This window comes from Verrucosispora sp. WMMA2121, assembly GCF_027460185.1.
GTDB classification, from domain to species: Bacteria; Actinomycetota; Actinomycetes; order Mycobacteriales; family Micromonosporaceae; genus Micromonospora; species Micromonospora palythoicola.
Map to the genome: position 1 here is coordinate 2,545,009 of NZ_JAPZBH010000006.1, position 21,090 is coordinate 2,566,098.

The 21,090-nt window shown below is 67.5% G+C and carries 18 protein-coding genes and 1 pseudogene; 8 read left to right on the forward strand and 11 right to left on the reverse strand.

What is annotated here, in order from left to right; translation table 11 throughout:
- Positions 1-335: 335 nt before the first annotated feature.
- The 5 genes from ltrA to fxlM (O7605_RS20605) all read right to left on the reverse strand — a co-directional run bounded on the left by ltrA (position 336) and on the right by fxlM (O7605_RS20605) (position 6,297).
- Positions 336-1,784 carry a group II intron reverse transcriptase/maturase gene (gene ltrA, locus O7605_RS20585; protein ID WP_269740670.1) on the reverse strand — a complete coding sequence of 483 codons (1,449 nt, stop codon included), beginning with the start codon at positions 1,782-1,784 and terminating at the stop codon, positions 336-338.
- Between the two features lie 697 nt (positions 1,785-2,481).
- Positions 2,482-2,679: a hypothetical protein gene (locus O7605_RS20590; protein WP_269740672.1), complete on the reverse strand. Its 198-nt coding sequence runs from the start codon at positions 2,677-2,679 to the stop codon at positions 2,482-2,484.
- A gap of 249 nt (positions 2,680-2,928) precedes the next feature.
- Entirely contained in the window at positions 2,929-3,564 is a 636-nt protein-coding gene (locus tag O7605_RS20595) for an AAA family ATPase (RefSeq protein ID WP_269740673.1), read from the reverse strand.
- The gene (gene fxlM, locus O7605_RS20600) at positions 3,561-4,802 is read right to left on the reverse strand and encodes a methyltransferase, FxLD system (RefSeq protein WP_269740674.1); all 1,242 of its coding nucleotides are present in this window, start codon (positions 4,800-4,802) and stop codon (positions 3,561-3,563) included. Before fxlM (O7605_RS20600) ends, O7605_RS20595 begins: the two co-directional genes overlap by 4 nt.
- 277 nt (positions 4,803-5,079) lie before the next feature.
- Positions 5,080-6,297, reverse strand: coding sequence for a methyltransferase, FxLD system (gene fxlM, locus O7605_RS20605; protein WP_269740675.1), 1,218 nt, complete (start codon positions 6,295-6,297; stop codon positions 5,080-5,082).
- Between fxlM (O7605_RS20605) and O7605_RS20610 the strand changes: the two genes are divergently transcribed.
- From O7605_RS20610 to O7605_RS20620, 3 genes and pseudogenes are all read left to right on the forward strand, one after another.
- On the forward strand, positions 6,290-6,730 hold the full coding sequence (locus O7605_RS20610; protein WP_269740676.1) for a hypothetical protein: 441 nt from the start codon (positions 6,290-6,292) through the stop codon (positions 6,728-6,730). The two genes, fxlM (O7605_RS20605) and O7605_RS20610, sit on opposite strands and share 8 nt — an antisense overlap.
- A 132-nt stretch (positions 6,731-6,862) precedes the next feature.
- A pseudogene (locus O7605_RS32170) lies at positions 6,863-7,576 on the forward strand (helix-turn-helix domain-containing protein); the annotation flags it as partial.
- A 635-nt stretch (positions 7,577-8,211) separates the two neighbouring features.
- Positions 8,212-8,877 carry a 2'-5' RNA ligase family protein gene (locus O7605_RS20620; protein WP_269740678.1) on the forward strand — a complete coding sequence of 222 codons (666 nt, stop codon included), beginning with the start codon at positions 8,212-8,214 and terminating at the stop codon, positions 8,875-8,877.
- A gap of 612 nt (positions 8,878-9,489) precedes the next feature.
- On the opposite strand, the gene O7605_RS20625 is transcribed toward O7605_RS20620, so the two are convergent.
- The 4 genes from O7605_RS20625 to O7605_RS20640 form a co-directional block, all read right to left on the reverse strand.
- On the reverse strand, positions 9,490-9,897 hold the full coding sequence (locus tag O7605_RS20625) for an Imm1 family immunity protein (RefSeq protein WP_269740679.1): 408 nt from the start codon (positions 9,895-9,897) through the stop codon (positions 9,490-9,492).
- Complete coding sequence (locus O7605_RS20630) at positions 9,894-10,334, reverse strand: DddA-like double-stranded DNA deaminase toxin (protein WP_269740680.1); 441 nt, start codon at positions 10,332-10,334, stop codon at positions 9,894-9,896. The genes O7605_RS20625 and O7605_RS20630 overlap by 4 nt, the downstream gene beginning before the upstream one ends.
- Before the next feature lie 149 nt (positions 10,335-10,483).
- A complete protein-coding gene (locus O7605_RS20635) occupies positions 10,484-11,011 on the reverse strand; it encodes a DUF6244 family protein (protein WP_269740681.1) in 528 nt (175 codons plus the stop codon).
- 117 nt (positions 11,012-11,128) lie between these two features.
- Entirely contained in the window at positions 11,129-11,692 is a 564-nt protein-coding gene (locus O7605_RS20640) for a class IV adenylate cyclase (RefSeq protein ID WP_269740682.1), read from the reverse strand.
- Between the two features lie 162 nt (positions 11,693-11,854).
- On the opposite strand from O7605_RS20640, the gene O7605_RS20645 reads away from it, so the two are divergent.
- Positions 11,855-13,210, forward strand: a complete 1,356-nt coding sequence (locus O7605_RS20645) for a helix-turn-helix domain-containing protein (RefSeq protein ID WP_269740683.1) — start codon at positions 11,855-11,857, stop codon at positions 13,208-13,210.
- Here the strand turns inward: O7605_RS20645 and O7605_RS20650 are convergent, their stop codons facing one another.
- Positions 13,211-13,927, reverse strand: coding sequence for an alpha/beta hydrolase (locus tag O7605_RS20650; protein WP_269740684.1), 717 nt, complete (start codon positions 13,925-13,927; stop codon positions 13,211-13,213).
- Between the two features lie 542 nt (positions 13,928-14,469).
- Here O7605_RS20650 and O7605_RS20655 point away from each other — a divergent pair.
- On the forward strand, positions 14,470-15,789 hold the full coding sequence (locus O7605_RS20655) for an IS701 family transposase (protein WP_443083951.1): 1,320 nt from the start codon (positions 14,470-14,472) through the stop codon (positions 15,787-15,789).
- Here O7605_RS20655 and O7605_RS20660 read toward each other — a convergent pair.
- Positions 15,767-16,585, reverse strand: a complete 819-nt coding sequence (locus tag O7605_RS20660) for a hypothetical protein (protein ID WP_269740685.1) — start codon at positions 16,583-16,585, stop codon at positions 15,767-15,769. The genes O7605_RS20655 and O7605_RS20660 overlap by 23 nt on opposite strands.
- Positions 16,586-16,842: 257 nt before the next feature.
- On the opposite strand from O7605_RS20660, the gene O7605_RS20665 reads away from it, so the two are divergent.
- The 3 genes from O7605_RS20665 (at position 16,843) to O7605_RS20675 (ending at position 20,688) form a co-directional block, all read left to right on the forward strand.
- Entirely contained in the window at positions 16,843-17,448 is a 606-nt protein-coding gene (locus O7605_RS20665) for an RNA polymerase sigma factor (protein ID WP_269740686.1), read from the forward strand.
- On the forward strand, positions 17,445-18,950 hold the full coding sequence (locus O7605_RS20670; RefSeq protein ID WP_269740687.1) for a hypothetical protein: 1,506 nt from the start codon (positions 17,445-17,447) through the stop codon (positions 18,948-18,950). Before O7605_RS20665 ends, O7605_RS20670 begins: the two co-directional genes overlap by 4 nt.
- An 85-nt stretch (positions 18,951-19,035) precedes the next feature.
- A complete protein-coding gene (locus O7605_RS20675) occupies positions 19,036-20,688 on the forward strand; it encodes a DEAD/DEAH box helicase (RefSeq protein ID WP_269740688.1) in 1,653 nt (550 codons plus the stop codon).
- The last annotated feature ends 402 nt before the right edge of the window (positions 20,689-21,090 follow it).

Below are 21,090 nucleotides of genomic sequence, written 5' to 3' on the forward strand. Positions count from 1 at the left end.
GTGTGACGGACCGTAGACGGCGCGGGCGGGTCAGTCTTGCCTGACGTGCTCGCGCCACGAGCCAGGCGAGGGCGCGCGCAGGAGACGGTCGACCATGTCCTGGGCTTCGACTTGGCTGTCGAACTCCCACCGCAGCGTCTTGCCGGTCTCGCTGTCCCCGGCCCGGGCGACGACCGTCCATCGGGTCTGGCGGACGAGCCACACATCGCGGCGCGCAAGCCGCCCCCAGTGGGGTCGGGCCGAAGCGCGGTGCCGGGCTTTCGCCTGGTCCGTTTCTTCGGCCCGCCCTCCCGAACCGGACGTGCGGCTCTCACCGCATCCGGCTCTCCACGGCCTCATGTCGGCTGGGTCAGGCGGCGCGTTGTGGGTGTCCAGGGGTTGGGGATCACGTTGCGGCGTCGGTACCGGGACACGGTGACCGAGGCCGGGTTGAACAGGGTGAGCTGTCCGTCGGTGATCGTCCATCCGCCGGCCATGAAGCGTCGGCGGAGTTGCTTCCACGTCAGGCCCTTGTGTCGTTTGCGGAGCCAGATAGCTGTCCGGCGCCAGGTGAAGGCGCCGAGGTAGCTGAAGGTCCGTTTGGACACGCCGTGCTTGAAGTAGTTGCTCCACCCTCGTAGTACGCCGTTGACGCGTTCCAGCAGGGCGGTCAGGTCGGCTTGTGCTGAGCTGTGGGTCAGCGAGCGGACCTTGTCCTTGATCGCGGTGACCGCTCTCCTGGACGGGTAGGTGTACACGCAGCGCCGACCTGTGCCTCGCTTCCGGTGCCGCTGGATGCGGAACCCGAGGAAGTCGAAGCCCTCGTCGATGTGGACCACCATGGTCTTCGGCGGTGATAGGCGCAGGCCCATCCCGGCGAGGACCACGGCTACCTCGTCTCGTAGCTGTTCGGCGTCACGCCGATCACCGTGCACGAGGATGACGAAGTCGTCTGCGTAGCGCACGAGCCGCCAGTTCGGCTGGCCGTTCCGGCGGCGCTTCTCACGCAGAACTCTCGTCGACATCGCCGTCTGCCAGGTGTGCTGGGCGAAGTCGTCCAGCACGGACAGGGCGATGTTGGCCAACAGCGGAGACAGGATGCCTCCTTGCGGTGTCCCGGTGTGCGTCTCCTCGCGGGAGCCGGTCTCCGTGAGGATCCCGGCTTTGAGGAACGCCTTGACCAGGCTCAGCACGCGCTTGTCCCCGACTCGCCGACGCACCCGCGCCATCAGCGCGGCGTGGTCGATCGAGTCGAAGCACGCCTCGATGTCCGCTTCCAATATCCACTCGTATGACTTGGATGTCAGAAGATGAATGTCGGCGATCGCGTCCTGAGCGCGTCGGCGAGGCCGGAATCCGAACGAGCACGGACGGAAGTCCGCCTCGAAGATCGGCTCCAGCACCAGCTTCAGCGACGCCTGCACGACCCGGTCCGCGACGGTCGGAATCCCTAACCGACGCTTCTTGAGACTGCCCGGCTTCGGAATGAGACGCTCCCGAACCGGAAGCGGCCGGAACTGCCCCGACCGCACCGCCTCCCGAATCATGCCCAGGAAGGGCTCCGTGCCGACCAGCGCCTCAAGGTGGTGGGCGGTCAAGCCGTCCACACCCGCGCTGCGCGAGCCGATGTTGCTCCGCACCCGATCCCACGCAACCGTCAGGCACGCGGGATCGGTGACAAGGTTGAACAGATCATCAAACCGGCGAGACCGCTCCTCGCCTGCCCATCGATGCAGCTTGGTCTGAATCTCCAGTACCCGCCGCCACGCCTCATCGAAGCTCGGCCACGGCGCGCCGGTATTCACCAGCGACCTCCTGGCATGACAATCCCTCCCTGCGAACCCGCTGCCCGCCTTCGCCGTGCGGACGGCTTTCCCGCCCTCGGACTACTACGCGGACTCCGCCCCATCGGAGTGCCCCGGCAGGACAACGTGCCCTCCCATCTCCGCCACGCTGGCCGCGTCACGGCGGGTCCGCACCCGACGGTTCCCACGTTCACCACCGATCGATCGACGGAGGAGGTGCCCGACTTTGCCCCTGCGGCCCGTTGCGGGTACGCCGTAGACCTTCCCCGCAACCACCACAACGAGGGGACCGTCCCCGCCATGATGTCCACCCGGACGGCACGAGCCCGGATGGTTCGTCCGCGATCCCGGCCCATATCCACCAGATTTGAGCCGGTGGTGGAATTAAGAGGCGTTACACGTCGGTTCCTCACGTACACCTTTCCGTCTCGCTTGCCGAACCTGAGCCGTCTGGCAGTACCAACCCATCCCGGCGTTGTCGAGGCCGCTTCCCGCCCACCCGCGCGTTCCCACGGTCAGGCTGCCTCCAGCTTCACGCCCACTGCTACGACAGCAGACGGGTGAAGGTCTCCCACCTCCACTCGATCAATAGCGCCTCGTGGCGCACCGCGCCGTTCCACCACCTCCTGACCACCTGATCCATGACCCGAATCGTACGCATGTTCGATCACATTGTGGGTGGCCGGCGCGATGGAGGTCACTCACAGCGGTCCTCGGCACCCCTGCCGTACAGCTCGCAGCAGTCGGGGCGGTGCCGGTAGACCCGCAGGTCGTCTCCCTGCCGGTGAGCCAACGCAGTGGTGATCTCGTACAGGCAGGCCCGCCAGACGACGGTCTCCCCGCCGCCGGTAACGACCTGCCCATCGCCGGGCCCGCCGCGCAGCAGCAGCCTCATTCCTCCGACGGTAGACATCCGCCCCGTCAAGGGCGGCAGATCGTGAGCGAACCAACTCCGATCCACTCATAGAAGCGTGCTCAGGGCTGCCGTGCTCGTCGATGTCGAGCAGGTGCTGCTCAGGATGGCGCGCCGGATGCGGCCTGAGGTATTGGGGTGGAATCGTGCTCGGAAGGACATGACCGGCCGTCGACCGCGCCGGCTCCGTGGCCTGAGCGGGTTCCGGAGGGCGTGAGTCCGCACGATGTGTCAACAGGCCGTAGTGGTGGCGGTAGCCGTCTGGTCGGCTTTGCGGGCACAGTGCGGGCATCGTCGTGGGCAGGGTGTCTGCGGTGCCACGGTGGTGAGGCCGCTGGCGTGCAGGATCGTGGTGACTGTTTGCTCGAAGGTGCTGGTCTCGCCGATGACGGTCTCCCCGGGGATGTCGAGCAGGTCGCGGTGGGTGTACCAGCTGCGCATGTGTTCGGGGGTGAAGGACATGGGTTCGTCGCGGCCGAGGTGGCGGCGGACGGTCTCGTCGAAGGACACGTCGAGGTAGAAAATGGCGACCGGGCCGGCATGGTTGTCGATGAGCTGACGGAGTACACGGGCGTAGCGTTCGGTGTGCAGGATGCCTTCGAGGATGACGTGGTAACCGAGATCGAGGGCGGTGCGGGCGGTCGCGGTGATGAACGTCGGGGCGACCGGGTCGATGCGGGCGCTGTCGTGTTCCCGGAGCACGGTTCTGCGCAGGTAGTCCTGTTCCATCAGGGCCGCACCGCGTCCGAAGCGGCGGCGTACCTCGCGGGCGGTAGTGGTCTTCCCGCTGCCGGAGTTTCCCCGAATGATCACCAGCGTAGGCGAGCCCGGGGAATTGCGTTCAATGCGCGACGGGTCGGAGGTCATCTCGGCTCTCCCGAGGCAGGCCAGGTGACGGTGATCGTGGTGTGACGGCGGGTTACGAGCAGCTGGGGTCCGTCGGGTGTGAGCGGGTGTGTGCCGGTGGGGTGCACGGTGATTGTCGGACCGGGGCCGTGCCGGAGGTCGTCTTCCCAGACCGTGATGAGGTCGAGCATGTCGGCGGTGAGGGTGTCGGCATCGGACCCGAAGCCGTGGGAGCCGAACTGCCAGGTGGTGCCGTCGAGCCTGCGCATCGCGAGGTAGGCGAAGCTGTCGGCGGTGAGCAGGGTCGGACAGACGAACCGGTCTTGCGGGTCCACCAGGCCGACGGCGTGCTCGCGGTCCACGGCGAGAGTGCCGAAGGGTCGGGGTTGGCTGGCCAGCCACAGGTGCAGCGACTCGAAAGAAGAGCCTTCGTGCACGGTGATGGTGACCGGCGACCATGCTTCCCGCCGCGGCGAGTGCAGGGCGGAGGCGAGTGCGTCCGGGTTCACGTCGGTGGTGGTGTCGTCCAGGGTCACGACGATGTCGTCGCCGCGCAGGAGCAGACGGCGGGTGGGTTGGCGTCCGTCGCCCTGCATCGGTACGAACCCGCATTGCAGTGCGGCGGTGGCGAGGAGACGGTCCTCGTGGCGTCGCAGGGTGAGGCACCGGGTCATGCCGCGTATCCGCAGCGGCACGATGAGAACACCGGCGGGGGTGAGTTGGTCGAGCCAGGCCGGTGGCAGGTCCGGTGTCTCCACGGTGACGATGATGGCGTCATACGGGGCGCTGGGCGGGTGTGCGTACTCGCCGTCGCCGTGCACCACCGTGACCTGCTGGTAGCCGGCACGGTCCATGCCGGTGCGGGCGCGGTCGGTGACGTCGGCGTCGATGTCGACGGTGACGACGGTGCCGTCCGGGCCGACGACGTCGGCGATCAGCGCAGCGTTGTAGCCGCCGGAACCCACTTCAAGGACCCGGGCGCCGGGTGCCAGCCTGGCTTGCTCCAGCATGTAGGCCTGCAGCCACGGCGCGGAGATCGAACTCGTCGCGCGCCCGTCCGGGCCGCGTCTGGTGATGACAACGTCGTCGGCGTACGCGGCATCGATACTGACGCCGCCGGTCGCGAACAGATGTCGCGGCACCCGGCGAAACGCCGCCTCCACCGCCGGCGAAGTAATCCACCGGCCGGCGAGAAGCTGATCGACGAGCCGAGCGCGGGCCTCATCAGCGGAGACGGTGTCGAGCGCGGCACCAGCCATAGGTAGACCTCCATGAACGGGCGTCAATGGGGATGCGGATGCGCGGCGACAATATCGGGCGCATGAGACAAAACGTGCTCGACCTGGAGTCGCCTCTTGGGAAGTCCTCGGCCTCGGATGGTGCGCCGGCATAGGGGCTGGGTCACCCGGGCGGTGGTGTCGTGTTGCGCAAGGCCGTGCCTCGGGAAGCGAGGGGTGCGGTTGGCTGCGGTAGTGCTCTGCACACGGGCCGCTCGCGTCGAGACGCCGGGGCGGGGTTCCGCCCGGTGCCGTGTGGTCAGAAGGAGATGGTGAGGACCGTGTCGGGTCGGCTGATGTCGCCGGTCTGGACCGGTCGGGTTCCGGCGCGGTGGGCGGTGACGGTGGGCTTGTTGGGGCGGCCCGCCTCGTCCCACTGGTCGAGCAGGTCGGTCAGTTCCGCGGCGAGCTCGTCGGCGTCCGGGCCGTTGGCGATGGCGCCGAGTTTGTGCTGGCCGTCGCCGGTGTCTTGGAACGCGAGGTAGGCGATGGTGCCGCCGTGGTAGATGGCGGCTCCGGCCCAGCGGTAGGCGGGGGTGACCAGTGCGCTGGTGCGGGCGGTGTCGCCTGCGCGGATACGGCCGAACGGCTTACTGGCGTTCACGAGGAGCCACAGGTCCAGGTGGCCGATGGGGTCGTCGTCGGTGACCTGGATACCGGTCCAGCGTTCGTACCGGGGGTGGTTCAGGGCGCGGGCGAGGGCGGCGCGGTCGGGTTGGTCGGCGGCGTCGAGTTTGACGACCACGTCGGAGTCGAGGCGGACGTGCTGGTCGGTGTGCTCGGCCGTACCGCGCATGGGCACGAACCCGCAGACCAGCGGTGTCATGGTGCTGACCAGAGTGGTGGGGCCGGTGCGGTCGAAGGCGAAGCACCGGGTCAGGCCACTCTCGTGCACACGCAGGGGTACCACGATGCGCCCGTGGTCGGCGAGTTGGTCCCACCAGGCTGCCGGGATGTCCCACGCTCCGGCGGTGATGATGACACGGTCGTACGGGGCGGACTCGGGGTGGCCGAGGGCTCCGTCGCCGCAGATCACCTCGACCGTGTGGTAGCCGGCGCGGTCGAGGTGGGCGCGGGCGCCGTCGGCGAGGTCCTGGTCGAGTTCGATCGTGGTGACCGTGCCGCCGGGGTTGGTCAGCTCGGCGAGGAGGGCGGCGTTGATGCCGGTGGCGGCGCCGATCTCCAGGACGTGGTCTCCGGGTTGCGGGTCGAGTTGTTCGAGCATGTCCGCGACGAGGTTGGGGCTTGATGCCGACGACAGCGCGGCGCCGTGGGGGTCGCGTTTGGAGACGATCTGGCGGCGGGCGTAGACGGTTTCCAGGTCGACGCCGGGGAGGAACTGCTCACGGGGCACCGTCCGGAATGCCTGCTCGACAGGGGCGGAACGGATGTGGCCGCGCTTTTTGAGAGTGGAGACAAGCTGTTCACGCAATGCCGCTGTGTCGACGGCGTCAGGTGTGGCTTGGGAGGTGTTCACCGCTTTCCCTGCTGTCGGTCGCCTCGGCAGGTTGATAGCTGAGTGGGATGTTGGACGAGTGGTGGAAGGTGATGTGCTCGGCGGCCGGGGCCAGGTATCAGTGGCGAGTAGCGAGCCGGTTGAACAAGGAACAGGACGTCTGGGTCAGCACGCCGCACAGGTCGCGGGTCAGTGTGCCGTTCCGGTCGAGGAACCCGAGGTCTTTGTCGGCTTGCTCATGGCCCTTGGCTATTCGGGCGTGAAGTCGCAGCGTTCGGAGGGCATGCAGGGACGGTATGCCGCCTCCGGGTCGACACGCCCGCAGCGTCGTGCCCCGATATTGTCGGCAGATGCCGACACCAACTCCGACAAAACTTTGACAACGCAATCCGGCTTTGGCTTGCCATCGATCCCGACAATGGCAGCCAATGAAACAACGCGCAGGGTCGCGTGATCCCGGGGACGCGACCGTCGGTCGCGCCGACGCCCGGCAGCGTTCCGGCCGGTCGGGAATGTCACCGATTGAAGCTATGGTGTGCGCGCATCGTGACCGGTGACGTCTGCGGGTGATCGGGGGTTCGCAGCGATGGCCGACAGCGACGAGATCAAGACCGCCCGGCGTGCGCTCGGCCGTCGGCTCGCCCAGTTGCGCAAGGCCGCCGGTCATACGCAGCACGGCTTCGCCCGGCTCGTGCAGTACGGGCGCAGCTCGGTGGCGAACACCGAGACCGGCCACCAGCACCCCGACCGCGCGTTCTGGTCCCGCTGCGACTCAGTGCTGGCGACCGGGGGCGTGCTTGCCGCCGAGTATGACCACATCGCCGACCTGGACCGAAGGCGCCGCTTGTCGGCAATTCAAGGGACCACACCCAGGTCCTGGCCGACGGCCCCCACCCACACCAGCCCCGACGCCCCTGGCGCGGATGGTGGCTTTGTCCTCTGGGAACTCGAAGAGAGTATCGACGCTCGCCGGCTGGCATTGAAGTCGGCCACCGACGACGACGCCCGCCTGGCGTACCTGGAGAACGAGGTGCGGGTGGCGATTACCGACAACGAACGCCTCACCCCGGCGGTCCTCATGGCGCGGATGCGACCACTGCGCGCCTACGTCGACCAGCTCATGGCGGGCCGGCAGCATCCGCCGCAACGGGCCCGGCTCTACACCGCCGCCGCGCACCTGTCCGGGATCCTCGGCGCCCTCGCCCTGGACCTGCGCGCGTTCCGGGTGGCGCACGCCTACGCCGCCGAAGCGTTCGACCTCGCCGACGCCGCCGAGCAACCCGACGTGCAGGCATGGGCCCGCGCCACGCAAAGCTTGATCGCGTTCTACACCGGCGACTACCACGACGCGCTCGCCTACGCCCAGGACGGCCTGCGCCGCGCCAACGCCAGCCCGCACCGCCTCCGCCTCACCATCAACGGGGAAGCCCGTGCGCTCGCCCGGCTCGGTGACCGCTACGGCGTCGACCGCGCCGTCGACCGCGCGTTCACCATGCTGTCCGACCACCCACCTGGCGGCGAGGTCAGCGCGAGCCTCACCCTCGGCCCGTACTGCCCGGCCAGGACCGCCGCCAACGCGGCAACCGCCTACCTGGCCCTCGGCCGCACCGCGGGCATCACCGACCACCTCACCACCGCCATCACCGCATTCGACACAGCGGCGCTGGCTGGCCCGCGCGCACTGAGCCGCCTCGACCTGGCCACCGCGCACCTGCACACCGACAACCCCGACCCCGAACAGGCAGCCACCCTGGCGGCGGAAGCGCTCACCCTCACCGCAGACCAGCGGTTCGAATCGGTCCACCAACGCGCCCGCCAATTCCTCGCCTGCGCCCAGCCGTTCGCCCGCCACCCGCAGCTGCGGCACGTCGCCGACATGCTCGCCGACCGCACACAGCTCGATGCCACGACACCACCCGCTCTACCATCACCGCCATGAGCAGCCGGGAACTGGCCAGCCTGCACCAACGCTGGACCGCCTACCAGGACCTGCCCGAACTCACCAACCATTGGTACTGGCGCCCCGGCTGGCGAGCCGACCGCCAGTTCTACACCTGGCACCTCACCTTCGAAAACCAACCCCAACTCGACCACCTCGTCACCGACCTACAACGCCAACTGGCGCTGCCCGGGTTGGACCTCGTGCCGCTCGACGGCCTGCACCTCACCATGCAAGGACTCGGTTTCACCGACGAGGTCAGCGACGCCGACATCAAGGCGATCGTCGCCGAAACCCGGCAACGCATCGCCAATCTGCCGCCGCTGGAGCTCTCCCTCGGCCCGGTCGACCCCGACGCCGAAGGAGTCGGCCTGCTCGTCAAGCCCTGGGACCGCGTCGAACACCTCCGCGCCACCATCCGGGACGCCATCGGCACGGTGTGGCCCACCGTCCCCGAGCCCGCGCAGGGATTCCGGCCGCACGTCACCATCGCCTACAGCGGCGCACCAGCACCAACCGAACCCATACGCGCCCGGCTAGCCGAACTCCGTGAACAGCCCCCGGTGCAGGTGACAATCAGGCAGGTGCCACTGATCGCGCTCCGACAGGAAAACCGCACCTACCGATGGAGGACAGTTGCGACGGTGCCCTTGGCCGCGTGACCTCAGCTCGTCAGTGCAGCGCCTTACCTGCAGCGGGTACACGGCCGTCATGGGCACCGTTGGCGACGCTGAGGGCCGGTGACCGTCAACGCGAGGGCTCAGCGATCGGGGCGACGTCCCGGTAAGTCAAAGCCGTTCTCCAAGCCCATTGATACGGGAGAGGCGATTCCTTCGCACAGCCGCTTTGTAAGGTGCGAGCCAGAGTCGCCGGGTCCGATGGAGGTGCATCGGACGCCATGGCGGGAACAGATGGCTGTCCGGCACGACGTTGCCGCTGGTGCCCGCCTAGGCAGCCTGCTGTCCGGTCGGGCGTGACGGCTGCACAGTGCGCGCGCGCCGCCACGCTGTAGGGCTCACCGTTCTCGCCATGCAAGCCCGGACGGCCTGCTTCTGGTTGCGCTTGTTTGGCCACGGCACGCCTCCGGGGACCCGAGCTCCATCAGGACGAAGACCGGGCGTACGACTATGGCCACCGCGTATTCGGAGCTGGGCGACCCGGTTGTGCACCGGGAACCGTTGGTCGCGCGAGTCGGGCGAGACCCTCGTCCGTCGACGTTCCGGCGGCGTGGGTGACCGGAACGCGGAGCCGGCTGGCGTCCAACATGCGGCGTGTCATGAAGGGGCCTGGTCCCGGTGGCTCCAGTCGATATTGGTGGGCCGCTGCCATGTGGCGGCGTATTCGAGGAGGGCTGCTCGGGCTGTTGCGGGGGTGACTCGGGCGAGTTCGGGGGAGATTTCTATCAGGCCGGTGTCGGGTGATTCGTAGACGGTGATTGGTGTGTCGGGTTCGTGTTCGGTGGCGTAGCTGCCGTCGGGTAGCCACTGCACTGCTGCGCGGTCGGCGTCGATGTCGATGTCGATGCGGAGGACCGGCTTGTCGTCGGTGCCGATCGTGAGGGTTTGTCCGCATGCTCCGTGGGGCATGATCGTCTGGGTCTGTTCGTCGAACCAGTGTCCGGCGTCGTCGGGGCTGGTCGCGTCGTAGGCGTGACCGTGGTAGTCGCGTAGCAGCAGTGTCACGGGGTGATCCTTTCTCCGGTGCCGGTGTAGACACGGTGCCACCATGTGGTTCCGCCGTCGCGGGTGACCCACACGCGGAGGCGGCTACCCGCCGGAAGGATGGCGGGGAGCATCTTGTCGCAGGTCCAGGGGTAGCTCTGGTCCCGGTCGTTGCTGCCGCAGACGGTGTTGTCGATCGCGAGGTCGCCTTCCCGGGCGTTGGTGTGGCGCATCCGCGCGGCGGCTTTGGACTCCGCATGCTCGTAGAAGGTGACTGGTGGTCCGCGAAGCGGATCGTGGTCCAGGTCGGCGGCCAGGGACCGGTCACCGCCTCCTGAGTAGATCTCCTCGCCGTTGAACAAGCCGAGGGTGGGCCGGGTCGCGCCGGCGGGGCGAGTTTGGAAATGGTCGACGGCGTGCCGTACGCGTTCGGGCAGGGCCGCCGGATCGGCTGGCACCCAGTCGGGGCCGACCGGCCGTGGGACACCCGCCGTCGGTTGCCCGCTCGGTCTACCCGCGTCGCCACCGGGATCGTGCTGGGGTCGTGTCGCATCGTCGGCTGCTGGGGGCGTGGCGGGCGGTCGGTCGTTGCTTCCGCCGCCCCTCGCTAGTTTCCCAGGTCACCGACCTGTCTGGCCTGCGCCAGCGCCGCCTCGACGTGTTGCCTGGCCGTCGTCCCCCGGGCGCGGACGGCGGCCAGGATCTGCAGTATCTGCTGCAGGCGCGCCAGCGTCGGGCCCGGCTGCCCGCCCTGCAGCGCCGTCGTGGCCATCCGCCGCGCATCATCGACCGCGGACGCCGCCGCCGTCACGCTGCCCTCGACTGTCGTCAGCGCCGCGACCACCGGTGTGAGGGCGGCGATGGTCTCCTGCGGTGAGGGCTGCCGCCCCACCGAGCCCACCGCCCGGGACGCTTCACCCAGAACATCCGTGGCCTCTGCCAGCCGGGACCGGGCCTGCCCGATCATCTGCCGCACCCGAGCCAGACCCGCCGTGATACCGACGAAACCGGAGGCCACCGCCCGAACGGCGATCTGCTCGACACCATGGTCGGCCGCTGCTGCCTCCTGCTGCGCCCGAGCCACACCCGCCGTCATCGACTGCACGTCGACACCGATGCTGTCGGTCAGCGACATCGCACCACCCCGCTCAACGCCTCGCATCCACAGCGGACCGTGGCAGCGTAGAGACGCACACCGACGAGACACAACCACCTTGGGTAAGGGGCCCGGGACCGACGCCACGGAGGTGTTCTAACCAGCTGCCGCCGCGCTCCGCAGCAACGAGTCGTACGTGTCCGTTGTGCGCATCACCGGCACCCCGAGCGAGCGAACCAAGCCGTCCAGACGCTCCTGCACGGCCCAGCCGGAATCATCGCTACCGATCAACGCCTCTGCCTCCACGAACGCGCCCAGCCCCTCGACGGCGTCCAGGCACAGCGACACCTCACCCCATCGACCGGTACGGCGCCTCTTGACGATCCGCACCGTCGGCGTGAAGCCCATCGTCACCAGCGCGGCGTGCATCTGCTCCCGATCGGCCACCACGGTCTCGTACTCCAGACAGGCCATCTCGTTGTCCACCGGCCGCTTGACGGTGAACAGATGCCGGCCGTCCTGGGTGCGCAGCCGCGCGAACGGCACCCCGATCTTGCTCATGCCGTACCGCCACGCCGCCGGCGCGTACGCCTGATCGTCCTGACTCACCGCGTCGGACAGCACAACCCCGTGAGCTGCCAGAGCCGCCACCAGCGCCGCCTCGTCGCCCACGCGATACTTGACCTCGACCTCGTGCACTGCTTCCGGGATAGCGGTCACGTCGCAGCAGCCTAGTCGCCAGCAACCCGCCGCAGGTGCATCCGCACTGCGGCACCGGCCGAAACGCACCAGCCGGCCCGGCGGGTGGCGGGTCTGCCCATCACTACAGAATCCGGCTACTGTGACAACACCCCGTACCCGCGCCTGTAGGAAGCCAGCCCCATGTCCAGCGCGCCGCAAGAGGTCCGCGAAGCCCGTTTCGCGCTTGGGCGCAAACTGGCAGCGCTGCGCAAGGCCGCCGGCTACACCCAGAGCAGTCTGGCGCCGTTGACCCTGTACGGGCGTAGCACTGTCGCCAACGTCGAGTTGGGCCGGCAAAGCGTGGGCCGAGACTTCTGGGTCCGCTGCGACCAGATACTCGACACCGGTGGCGCGCTGGTCGCCGACTATGACCGGATGCAGGCCCGCGCCCGACAGGTGGACCGCTCATCTGCCCTTCGTGGTCCGCCGCGGCCCCCTGGACCGGACTACGTCGACCGCGAAGACGTCGACGGGCGATCGCCTCTTCTCGACCGCGGGCCGGACGTTTCGCGGCCGAAGGGTGGTCTGCTCGCGGCAGTGCACACGCTCGGCCCAGCGGCGCTAGCTCTCGATGATCTCGACCGGTTTCATGCTGTGGCACGCGATGCCCACCGCTACCTGGATGCCGACCTGGTCCGATACCTCGACAACGGACTGGCCCGATGCGCCACCGACGACCGGGTCCACGGTCCCCGGCACGCGCTACCCAGGGTGCTGGGCATCGTGGCCCTAGTCCAGCACTCCGTACGCGACGCGAAGCCACAGGTAAGGCAACCGCTGCTCGCCGTCGGTGCGCGGGCGGCCGAGTTCGCCGGCTGGCTGTACCGCGACTGCGGTCAGCCGTCCCCGGCGGAATACTGGCGCGACCGTGCATCGGAGTGGGCCATGGAGGCCGCCGACTTCGCGATACCGGGCTACGTGTTGATCAAGAAGAGCCAGTCAGCATGGGACGACCGCGACGCCGCCAGGATGCTCGGACTGGCCCAGGCCGCGAGGGAAGGGCCGTGGCGACTCCCGGCGCGGGTCATGGCGGAGGCCGTGCAGCAGCAGGCTCGCGGTCTGGCGATGCTCGGCACCGGTCAGCGGGAAGTTGACGACATGCTGAAGGAAGCCCGCGACGTCCTCGCCCTCGCCGCCGAGGACCGCACATCGTTGGCGGCTCACTACGACGCCGTTCTATTCAAGGTGCAGACGGCGATCTGTTACGGGGAATCCGGGCGCCCGGAGCAAGCCGTCGAGATTTATGAATCGACGTTGACCCCTGCTGTCTTCTCCGCCCGCGATCTCGCCTACTTCTCCACGCTGAAGGCTCAAACCCTGGTGGCCGTACATCGTCCCGACGATGCGGCGCTGGCCGCTACAGCGGCGATCGGCGCAGCCTCGGCTGCGGGATCGGCCCGTACGCTCCGAGAGCTGTTCCGCCTGCGCTGTCGCCTCCAACCGTGGCAAGCCCGCTCAGCCGTGCACGAGTTTCTCCGGTTGATGGATGCGGTGTAGTCAGGACAACCATTCGGTGATCGACTGGATCGCTGCGGCTTGCCAAGCCTGGGTTCGCGGATCCAGGTACTGGGGATCGTCGTGCGCCGCGATTCCGTGCTGCGCTCCTCCGATCTCGATCAACTTGGCCGGGCCAGCCAGTTTCTCGATGAAGTCGCGGGAGCTCTGCACGGGGATGAACGTGTCACCGGTGCCGTGCAGGACCAGCGTCGGAACCCTGATCTGATCGACCGCCTGGTCGGGTCGCAGATAGAACACCTCGTTCAACAGCGGGCGACCGAGCTTGAATGTCGGCGAGTGCGGCAGGAAACCCTGTTGCAGCAGCTGGCGTCCAGCAGCGTCATCGATCTGGTCGTCGGTCCAGTACGGCTTGTCGTCGATGAAACGCTTCTTATAGTTGAGCAAAGGATTGATCAAAACCAACTTCGCCAGCGCCTTGGGATAGCGCGCGGCGTAGAAGCCGCAGATGCCACCGCCGAAGCTGGCACCGAGCAGATGCGCCGGCACCGAGCCGACGAGGGTCCTGGCATGTGTCAGTGCGGCGCGGATGTCGTTGAGCACGCCGGAGATGGTCAGATCCTCCTGGCGCCCTTCGCTCTCACCGTGCCCCCGCAAGTCGAACCGCAAGGACGCGATACCGCCCCCGGCGAGTCCGTCCGCCAAGCGTGCGAAGAAACCGCCCTCATCCCGGGTGACACCGCCGCCATGTACGAGCACTGTGACCGAAGTCGATGGTGTCGCTGGCGCTACATATGTCCCCGCCAGCCGGAGCCCGTCGAGGCTTCGGAAGGCTACGGGCTGCGCGGGCGCTGTCGAAGATGACTCACCGAGCACGTCGTGTCCTCCGTCCGGCGAACGGCCTCGCCCGAGAGACTACCGGCATCCGCGTCATCCGAGCTGCGGAGCGAAACACCGGGAGGCGGGGAAGGACCGACCCGTAGGGCAGCCGTTTACCCAGCGGCCTTGGCCGCTGAGGCCCGAAAGCACTGCCGACACGCGGCTACGTAGTTCGACGGCGCAACCAGTGGGGCGTACAGGACTGGATGCGCAGGCAGGTACGCCAAAGCGTGCAGAGATCCACGTCCCTGAAGAGCCGAGGATGCTTGTCGAGCAATCATCCACGCCACACGACGCACTCGCCGACCACAATCGTTTAGTACGGCAGCCGCCGTTTGAGATGTCGCTGGTGGGGCCGGGTAGACGAGGTGCGGCCACCGCGTGATCGTCTGTCTGCTGTGGACATAACTTCAGATCTGGCGGTGGCCGCGTGCCACAGCGTAAACCCTGCCCGGTGGCGGCGGGTTCTGGCCGGGGTGTGTGATGCGTTCGCGGGTCGGTTCGGGCGGGTCGAGCCGCGGCGGGCTGCGGCGGCGTTCGTGACCGGGCTGCTGGCGGATATCGAGGTCAAGACGTGCTGGCAGTTGGCGGAGCAGGCCGGGCATGCCCGGCCGGACGCGATGCAGAGGCTGTTGTATCGGGCGGTGTGGGACGCCGACGCCGTCCGCGACGATCTGCGTGACGTGGTCGTGGCCCGGTTCGGTGACTCGGACGCGGTGCTGGTCGTTGACGAGACCGGGGACCTGAAGAAGGGCACGCATACGGTCGGGGTGCAACGCCAGTACACCGGCACCGCCGGCCGGATCGAGAACGCGCAGGTAGGGGTGTTCTGTGGCTACGCCAGCCGGCATGGGCACACACTGATCGACCGCCGGGTCTACCTGCCGGTGTCGTGGACCGATGACCGGGACAGATGCCAGGCCGCCGGAGTTCCCGACGAGGTCGTCTTCGCCACGAAGTCCGAGCTGGCCGCCGACATGATCACCGCTGCCCTCGACGCCGGCGTCCCCGCTGGGTGGGCGGCTGCGGACGAGGCCTACGGCAACAGCAGTGTCTTCCGTGCTCACCTGCGCGAACACGGCCTGGGCTATGTCCTGGCCGTGTCCCGCAGCCACCTCGTCCCCCTCGACGGCGGCAAGACCCGCCTGCGGGCTGACCGGGTCGCCGCCGACCTGCCCGCCTCGGCGTGGCAGCGCCGCAGCGCAGGCGCCGGATCCAAGGGCCCACGCTTCTACGACTGGGCCTGGCTCGACGACGTCTGCACCGACGCCGACCCCGACGACGGCGGCCACCACAGCCTCCTGATCCGCCGCAACACCACCACCGGTGAACTGGCCTTCTACCGCTGCTGGACACCCAGACCGGCCACCCTCGCCCAGCTCGTGAGGGTCGCCGGCATCCGCTGGACGGTCGAGGAAAGCTTCCAAGCCGCCAAGGGCCAGGTCGGCCTCGACCAACACCAAGTCCGCCGCTGGGACTCCTGGCACCGCTTCACCACCCTCGCCCTGGCCGCCCTCGCCGTCTTGGCGATCTGCGCCGCCGAAGCCGACGATGATTCCACCGACACCGGTCTGATCAAGCTGACCGTCAACGAGACCCGCCGGCTGATCAACACCCTCGTACTCCGCCCGATCCGCGACCTCGCCCACCGTCTGCGCTGGTCAGACTGGCGCCGCCGCCATCAAGCCCGAGCCCGCCAAGCCCACTACACCCGACGCCTCAACCTCGAACTCCAGCCATGATCCCGAACGGCGGCTGCCGTACTAGGGCGAGCAGAATTCGTTCTACCGACGTCCTGGGCGGGGAGAACCATTCGTTGCGCGGCCCGGTCGACGTGATCTCCAGCAAAGCGGTGGGTGGTTCGGACATGGCAGACCCGGTCCGCCACATTCGGTAGTCCGGGTTGCTGGGACACCAACGGTGCTGTTCGATGCCGTCCAGCATCCGCACGGTCACCGTGCCGACCGTCAGCGGCCCACCGTCGGCTGTGAAGACATTGACCAGTGGACACTGGGAAAGGTAGCGAAGCGCAGTGTCGGCGGCTACGTCGAGAACCTCGTCGGCGAACCGCGCTCCTGTCGTCGTCATGGTGTGCAGGTTCATGAGGTGATGGCGCAAGGCCGGGTAGATCAACATCCGAGCCACCCAGTCCGGTCCGTCGACGGCGAAATCGGGTGGATGGCCCGCGTCGTCTGCCGTCCGGATAAGCGGCCAGATCCGGCCACCCGACGGGGAGTTGAATGGCAATGTCGACCGATGTTCCGCGAGCAGTGCCGCCGCGACCTCGTTCAGCGCCTGGACGTCGGCGGACGTCAGCCACGGGGCGCAGCGGCGTTCGATCGAGTGGTCGTGCAGCGGGCTGCGGGCTGTGCGATACGGCTCGACGCTCCACGAGTCCTTGGCACGCACGATGGCGTATCCGGTAACCGCCTCCATGGGCTGCAGACCCAACTCGCCGAGCTTCGCACCGACGCTGGCGGCACAGGATCCGAAGAGGTCGATTAGCCTGGTCCGGAGGTTAGGCAATGCGCTGGTCACCTCGACACGATCTCAAGTGGTTACGTGGAGTTCCAGACCTACGCCGGGTCACCCGCCGCGACCAGTTCGCCGGGGACGAACGAACCCGGCGCTGGACCAGAGCCGGGCTCGGAGATGCGCGGGAGGAAGGTTCTTCGCCGTAGATCTGGGGTAGCGGCCTGCGGTCTTCATGGCGTCCGGTGCGGATTTCCTCGCGAGCTGTCCGAAAATTGTCGAGGTCGCTGTAACGCTGCGGATGCGAGAGCACTCTTCCAATCGTGGGCGATCGTGACGGTGGAACGTGGGACGGTGTCGAGGATCTGCTCGACCTTATGCGGGAACACTTCCTCGTGGGTCTGGTCCGCCAGATGCGGCAGGTCTACCCGGAGGCGAGGACGGTGCAGCTCGAAGACGCCGTGGCCACTGCCGTGGAGAAGCTGTACGTGCAGCTGCGCAAGGGAGCGGCGGTAGCCGACCCCAGGTCCTACCTGGCCAAGATCGCCCACAACGAGTTCAAGCGGGGCGCGCAGCGGAGCATTCGACGCGAGGTCCTCCACGAGCAGTGCCCAGAGCACCTGGACGACTCGGCCGAAAGCGAGGCTCTGCGGGATGCGGCTGTCTCGGCTATCAAGGCCGAGGTGCGCTCATGGGAGAACGCCAACATCCGCGAGGTGATGTTGGTGTACGTGGAGTCGATCGCCTATGGAGAGCCGGTCGAGGCCGAAGAGGTCGCGGCGATCGTGAGCCAGACGTTGGGTGAAGACATCTCGGCAAGCTCGGTGAGGGTGTGGAAGATGCGCGGGCTGAAAAAGCTGCGTGACTTCGTGGAGAACGCAGGATTGGTCGACACGGGCCGGACGTACGGCGGAGGGAATCTTTCATGATCACTGTTGAGTCGGATCGACGGCTCCGGGCGGCTGTGCGAGCGCTGCTGGGTGAGATCGAGACACTGACGGCCGACTTCGGGCCGAGCGTGCAGGACGCCGTGGCCGCAGCGCGCGCTACGGAGGTTAGTCCGGCCGAGGCAGAGCGGCTTTACACAAGGGTGCTACGTCTCCTACGGGACAGGGACACCTCCTGGACCGACGAGCAGATCGCCGACGAAGTGCGCAAGCTACTCGACGGCCCGGGTTCTCCGAGCAGCAACCCGTGGGGTGAGGTGTCGCTGGTCGAACGCAACGGCCTCAGCCCACACCTCGTCACACCGGTGCCGAGGTTCAACAACCTCGCGGTGCCGATGTACGAGGGTTACGTCGACGTCGGTGACATTGACCTGTGGCCGGACAACCACCGCGTCGAACTACAGGTTGCCGAGTTCGAGGACCGCAACCGTCGTGCGCCGGATCCCAGGGAACTCCTCGAACTGGTGCAGGGCAAGATGCGGCTACCCAGCCTCAACAAGCGCGACCCGTACAGCATCGAGCCGTTGGCCAAGAGTATTGCGCGCAAGGGTGTCGAGCGGGCTCCGATCCTGACCCACGAGGGTGTTCCGATGGACGGCAACCGTCGCATCGCTGCAGCCAAGGCGGTGTTGTCGGGCAACTTCACCCGGGAGGAGAAGGAACGTGCACGCTGGGTGAAGGTGTGGGTCGCTCCACCGGGCACGACACCTGACCAGTTCGACGCCGTAGTGGTCGCCCTCAACTTCGAGGACGACCTCAAGGAGAAATGGCCCGAGTTCGTCAAGGCCAGGCTGGTCGTCGACGAGTACCGCAAGGAGCGCGACGGCGAGATCGGCGGGGTGACCACGACGCGGGACAACGCGATCAAGAAGCGTGTCGCCGAACACTTCGCGATCACCGCGACGGCGGTGACCCGCTACATCCGCATGGTGCAGTGGGCCGAGGACTTCGAGGAGTACCACGTCCACGAGCAGGGACGCGACCAGTCCGCCGTGCGCTACAAGGCCGACGACATCTTCCAGTGGTTCTACGAGATCCAGGCCGGTAAGTCGGCCGACAAGATCACCACGCAGATGGAAGATGACCCGGAACTTCGCAAGATCGTCTACGACTTGATGTTCGAGGTTATGGACACCGGCACCCAGGTGCGGAGCCTGTGGAAGGTCGTCGCCGACGAGGAGGCGATGAAGCAGCTGGAAGCCGCTCACGACAGCTTGGTGCGCGATAACAAGAAGGACGCCCTCGACCTCGTCAAGGAAGCGGTCAACACCGCCGACCGCAACACGAAGGCCCGCAAGAAGCTCGGGTTCGACTCGTGGCTGCGTTCCGCGGTCGACCGGCTGGGTAGCGCGCCGCCGGACAACTGGCGCACGCTCGACAGCGCCTTGCTCAAGGATCTTCAGCGCGTATTCGTGGCCAGCACCGGGGTGATCGAGGCGGAGTTGGTGTCGCGTGGTGAACGGCCGATCCCCGACCATGCCTGATGTCGCTGTCACCGTCCCTCGGATCGACGTGGGTGTCGACCACACCGGTCGCGGTCTCCGCTTCACGTCGGCGGAGCCGGGGCGGATGCGGACCGAGCTCGCCGCGGCAGGAATCAAGTTCCGCCTGCGAAGCGACGCCGGGGCTCTCCTTTCCGACGCGTGGGAGGGTACCAAGCTGCTGCAGTCGGCTGTGTCGGTGCGCTGGGCACCAGATGCTCGGCGTCTGGTTATGAACCGATCCGGCGTTGCCGAGGCAGCCCCTGTGGTACGCGCCGCCTACGCCCGCGTGCGTGACGGTGGTGCTGCCGTCGCCCGAAAGATGATCTCCGATGGGGCCCTCAGTGGCCGGCTGGACGACCATCAGGCCGCGAACGTGGCGATGCTGACCTCGCCGAAGACATGGGGGGGCTGCGTCTTCGACGAGCAGGGAACTGGCAAGACCGTCACACTTATCGCCACCTTCGACGTGCTCGTCGAGCGACAGCTGACCGACACCCTGCTCGTGGTGGCGCCGAAAAGCATGGTCGGGGAGTGGCAGCAGGAGTTCGGCCGCTTTACAGGCGATCTGTATCGGACAGCGGTAGCCGAGGGGGACCGACACGGCAAGACAAGGACGCTGTTCAGCGGTGCCGACGTGATCGTCATGAACTTCGAGACGCTCGTGGCGCTGCAGGACGAGGTGGTCCGGCTAGCACGTCGTACCCGGTTGACATTGGTCGTGGACGAGTCGTTCAACGTCAAGAACCCCGAGGCCAGTCGGACCCGCGCCGCTGCCACCGTCCGTGAATGGTGCACCCATGCCTTCGTCCTCTGTGGCACGCCTGCCCCCAACTCCGCGGCCGACGTCGTCGCCCAGTTCGACCTGGTGGACTTCGGATACACGTTTCGGGGACTGCGCCTGGATCGTGACAAGGGCGTCGCCGCCCGTCAGATCGGCCAACGGCTGGAGGACACCGGCCTCTTTGTCAGAAATGTGAAGAGTGTCGTCCTGCCGGATCTCCCGTCGAAGTCGTTCACCGAGGTGGAAGTCGTGTTGGCGCCCCAGCAGCAGGCGGCGTACGACGCCGCGCTCCACGACCTCATCGTGGACCTCGAGAACGTCGATGACGAGGCCTACGCGAGAGAGATCACGTCATACCTGGAGCGCCGTGCGGCCCTGTTGAGGATCTGTGCCGACCCGTCACCAGTCGTCCCGGGCTACGACGAGCTTCCCGCGAAGATCGCGGCCTTGGACGAGTTACTCGGACACCTGGTCGGCGAGCGCGGTGAGAAGGTTGTCGTCTGGTCGTTCTACCGGTCGAGCCTAGACAGAATCGCGAGGCGGTACGCCTCGATGGGCCTGGTACGCATCGATGGGTCGGTGACCGATGCCTCCGAGCGGCGTCAGGCCGTGCACCGCTTCCAGCACGATCCTGACGTGTCGATCTTCCTCGGCAATCCGGCCGCGGCCGGCGCAGGATTGACCCTGCACAGCGCCAGGTATGCCGTCTACGAATCCCTGTCCAACCAGGCTGCCCACTACCTGCAGAGCCTCGACCGCATCCACCGTCGAGGACAGCAGCGCGATGTCCGCTACGTGACGCTGATTGCCCGCGAGACTCTGGAGGAGGTCGAGTACGAGCGCCTGCGTGCGAAGGCAGACGCGCAGGCCGACCTCCTCGGTGACCCTTTCACCCCCGCGCCTACCCGGCGAATGATGTTGGAGGATTTGTTGCGACCCAAGGCGGTGTCACGATGAGTGCCCCCTCTCCTCTGCACGAGACGCGGGTGAGGCTTCTCGAAGACCTCGCGAGCTTGGCGGGTTTCACCGTTGCGGTCGACATCGATGGACACGTCCGCCCGGACATGGCGCGCCTGCACTGCCGCGGCGGCGGCCTCCTTATCGGAGATGCCAAGGCGACCGAGACACCGTCCGGTGCCGATACCCGCTCACGACTCCTGACCTACGCCCAAGTGGCGAGCACGTGGATGGCCGCCGGCATCGGCGTGGACATCGCGATTTGTCATAACCTCGACCCTAAGAGGCTATGGCACCACAGTGTGGTAGCGCTCGCGCGTACGGCGGGCCTCGAGGTGGCCAGGGCCACCTATGCCGAGCTGGATGCCGAAACCGCGGTGACGGTGATGTTCCACCGTCCTG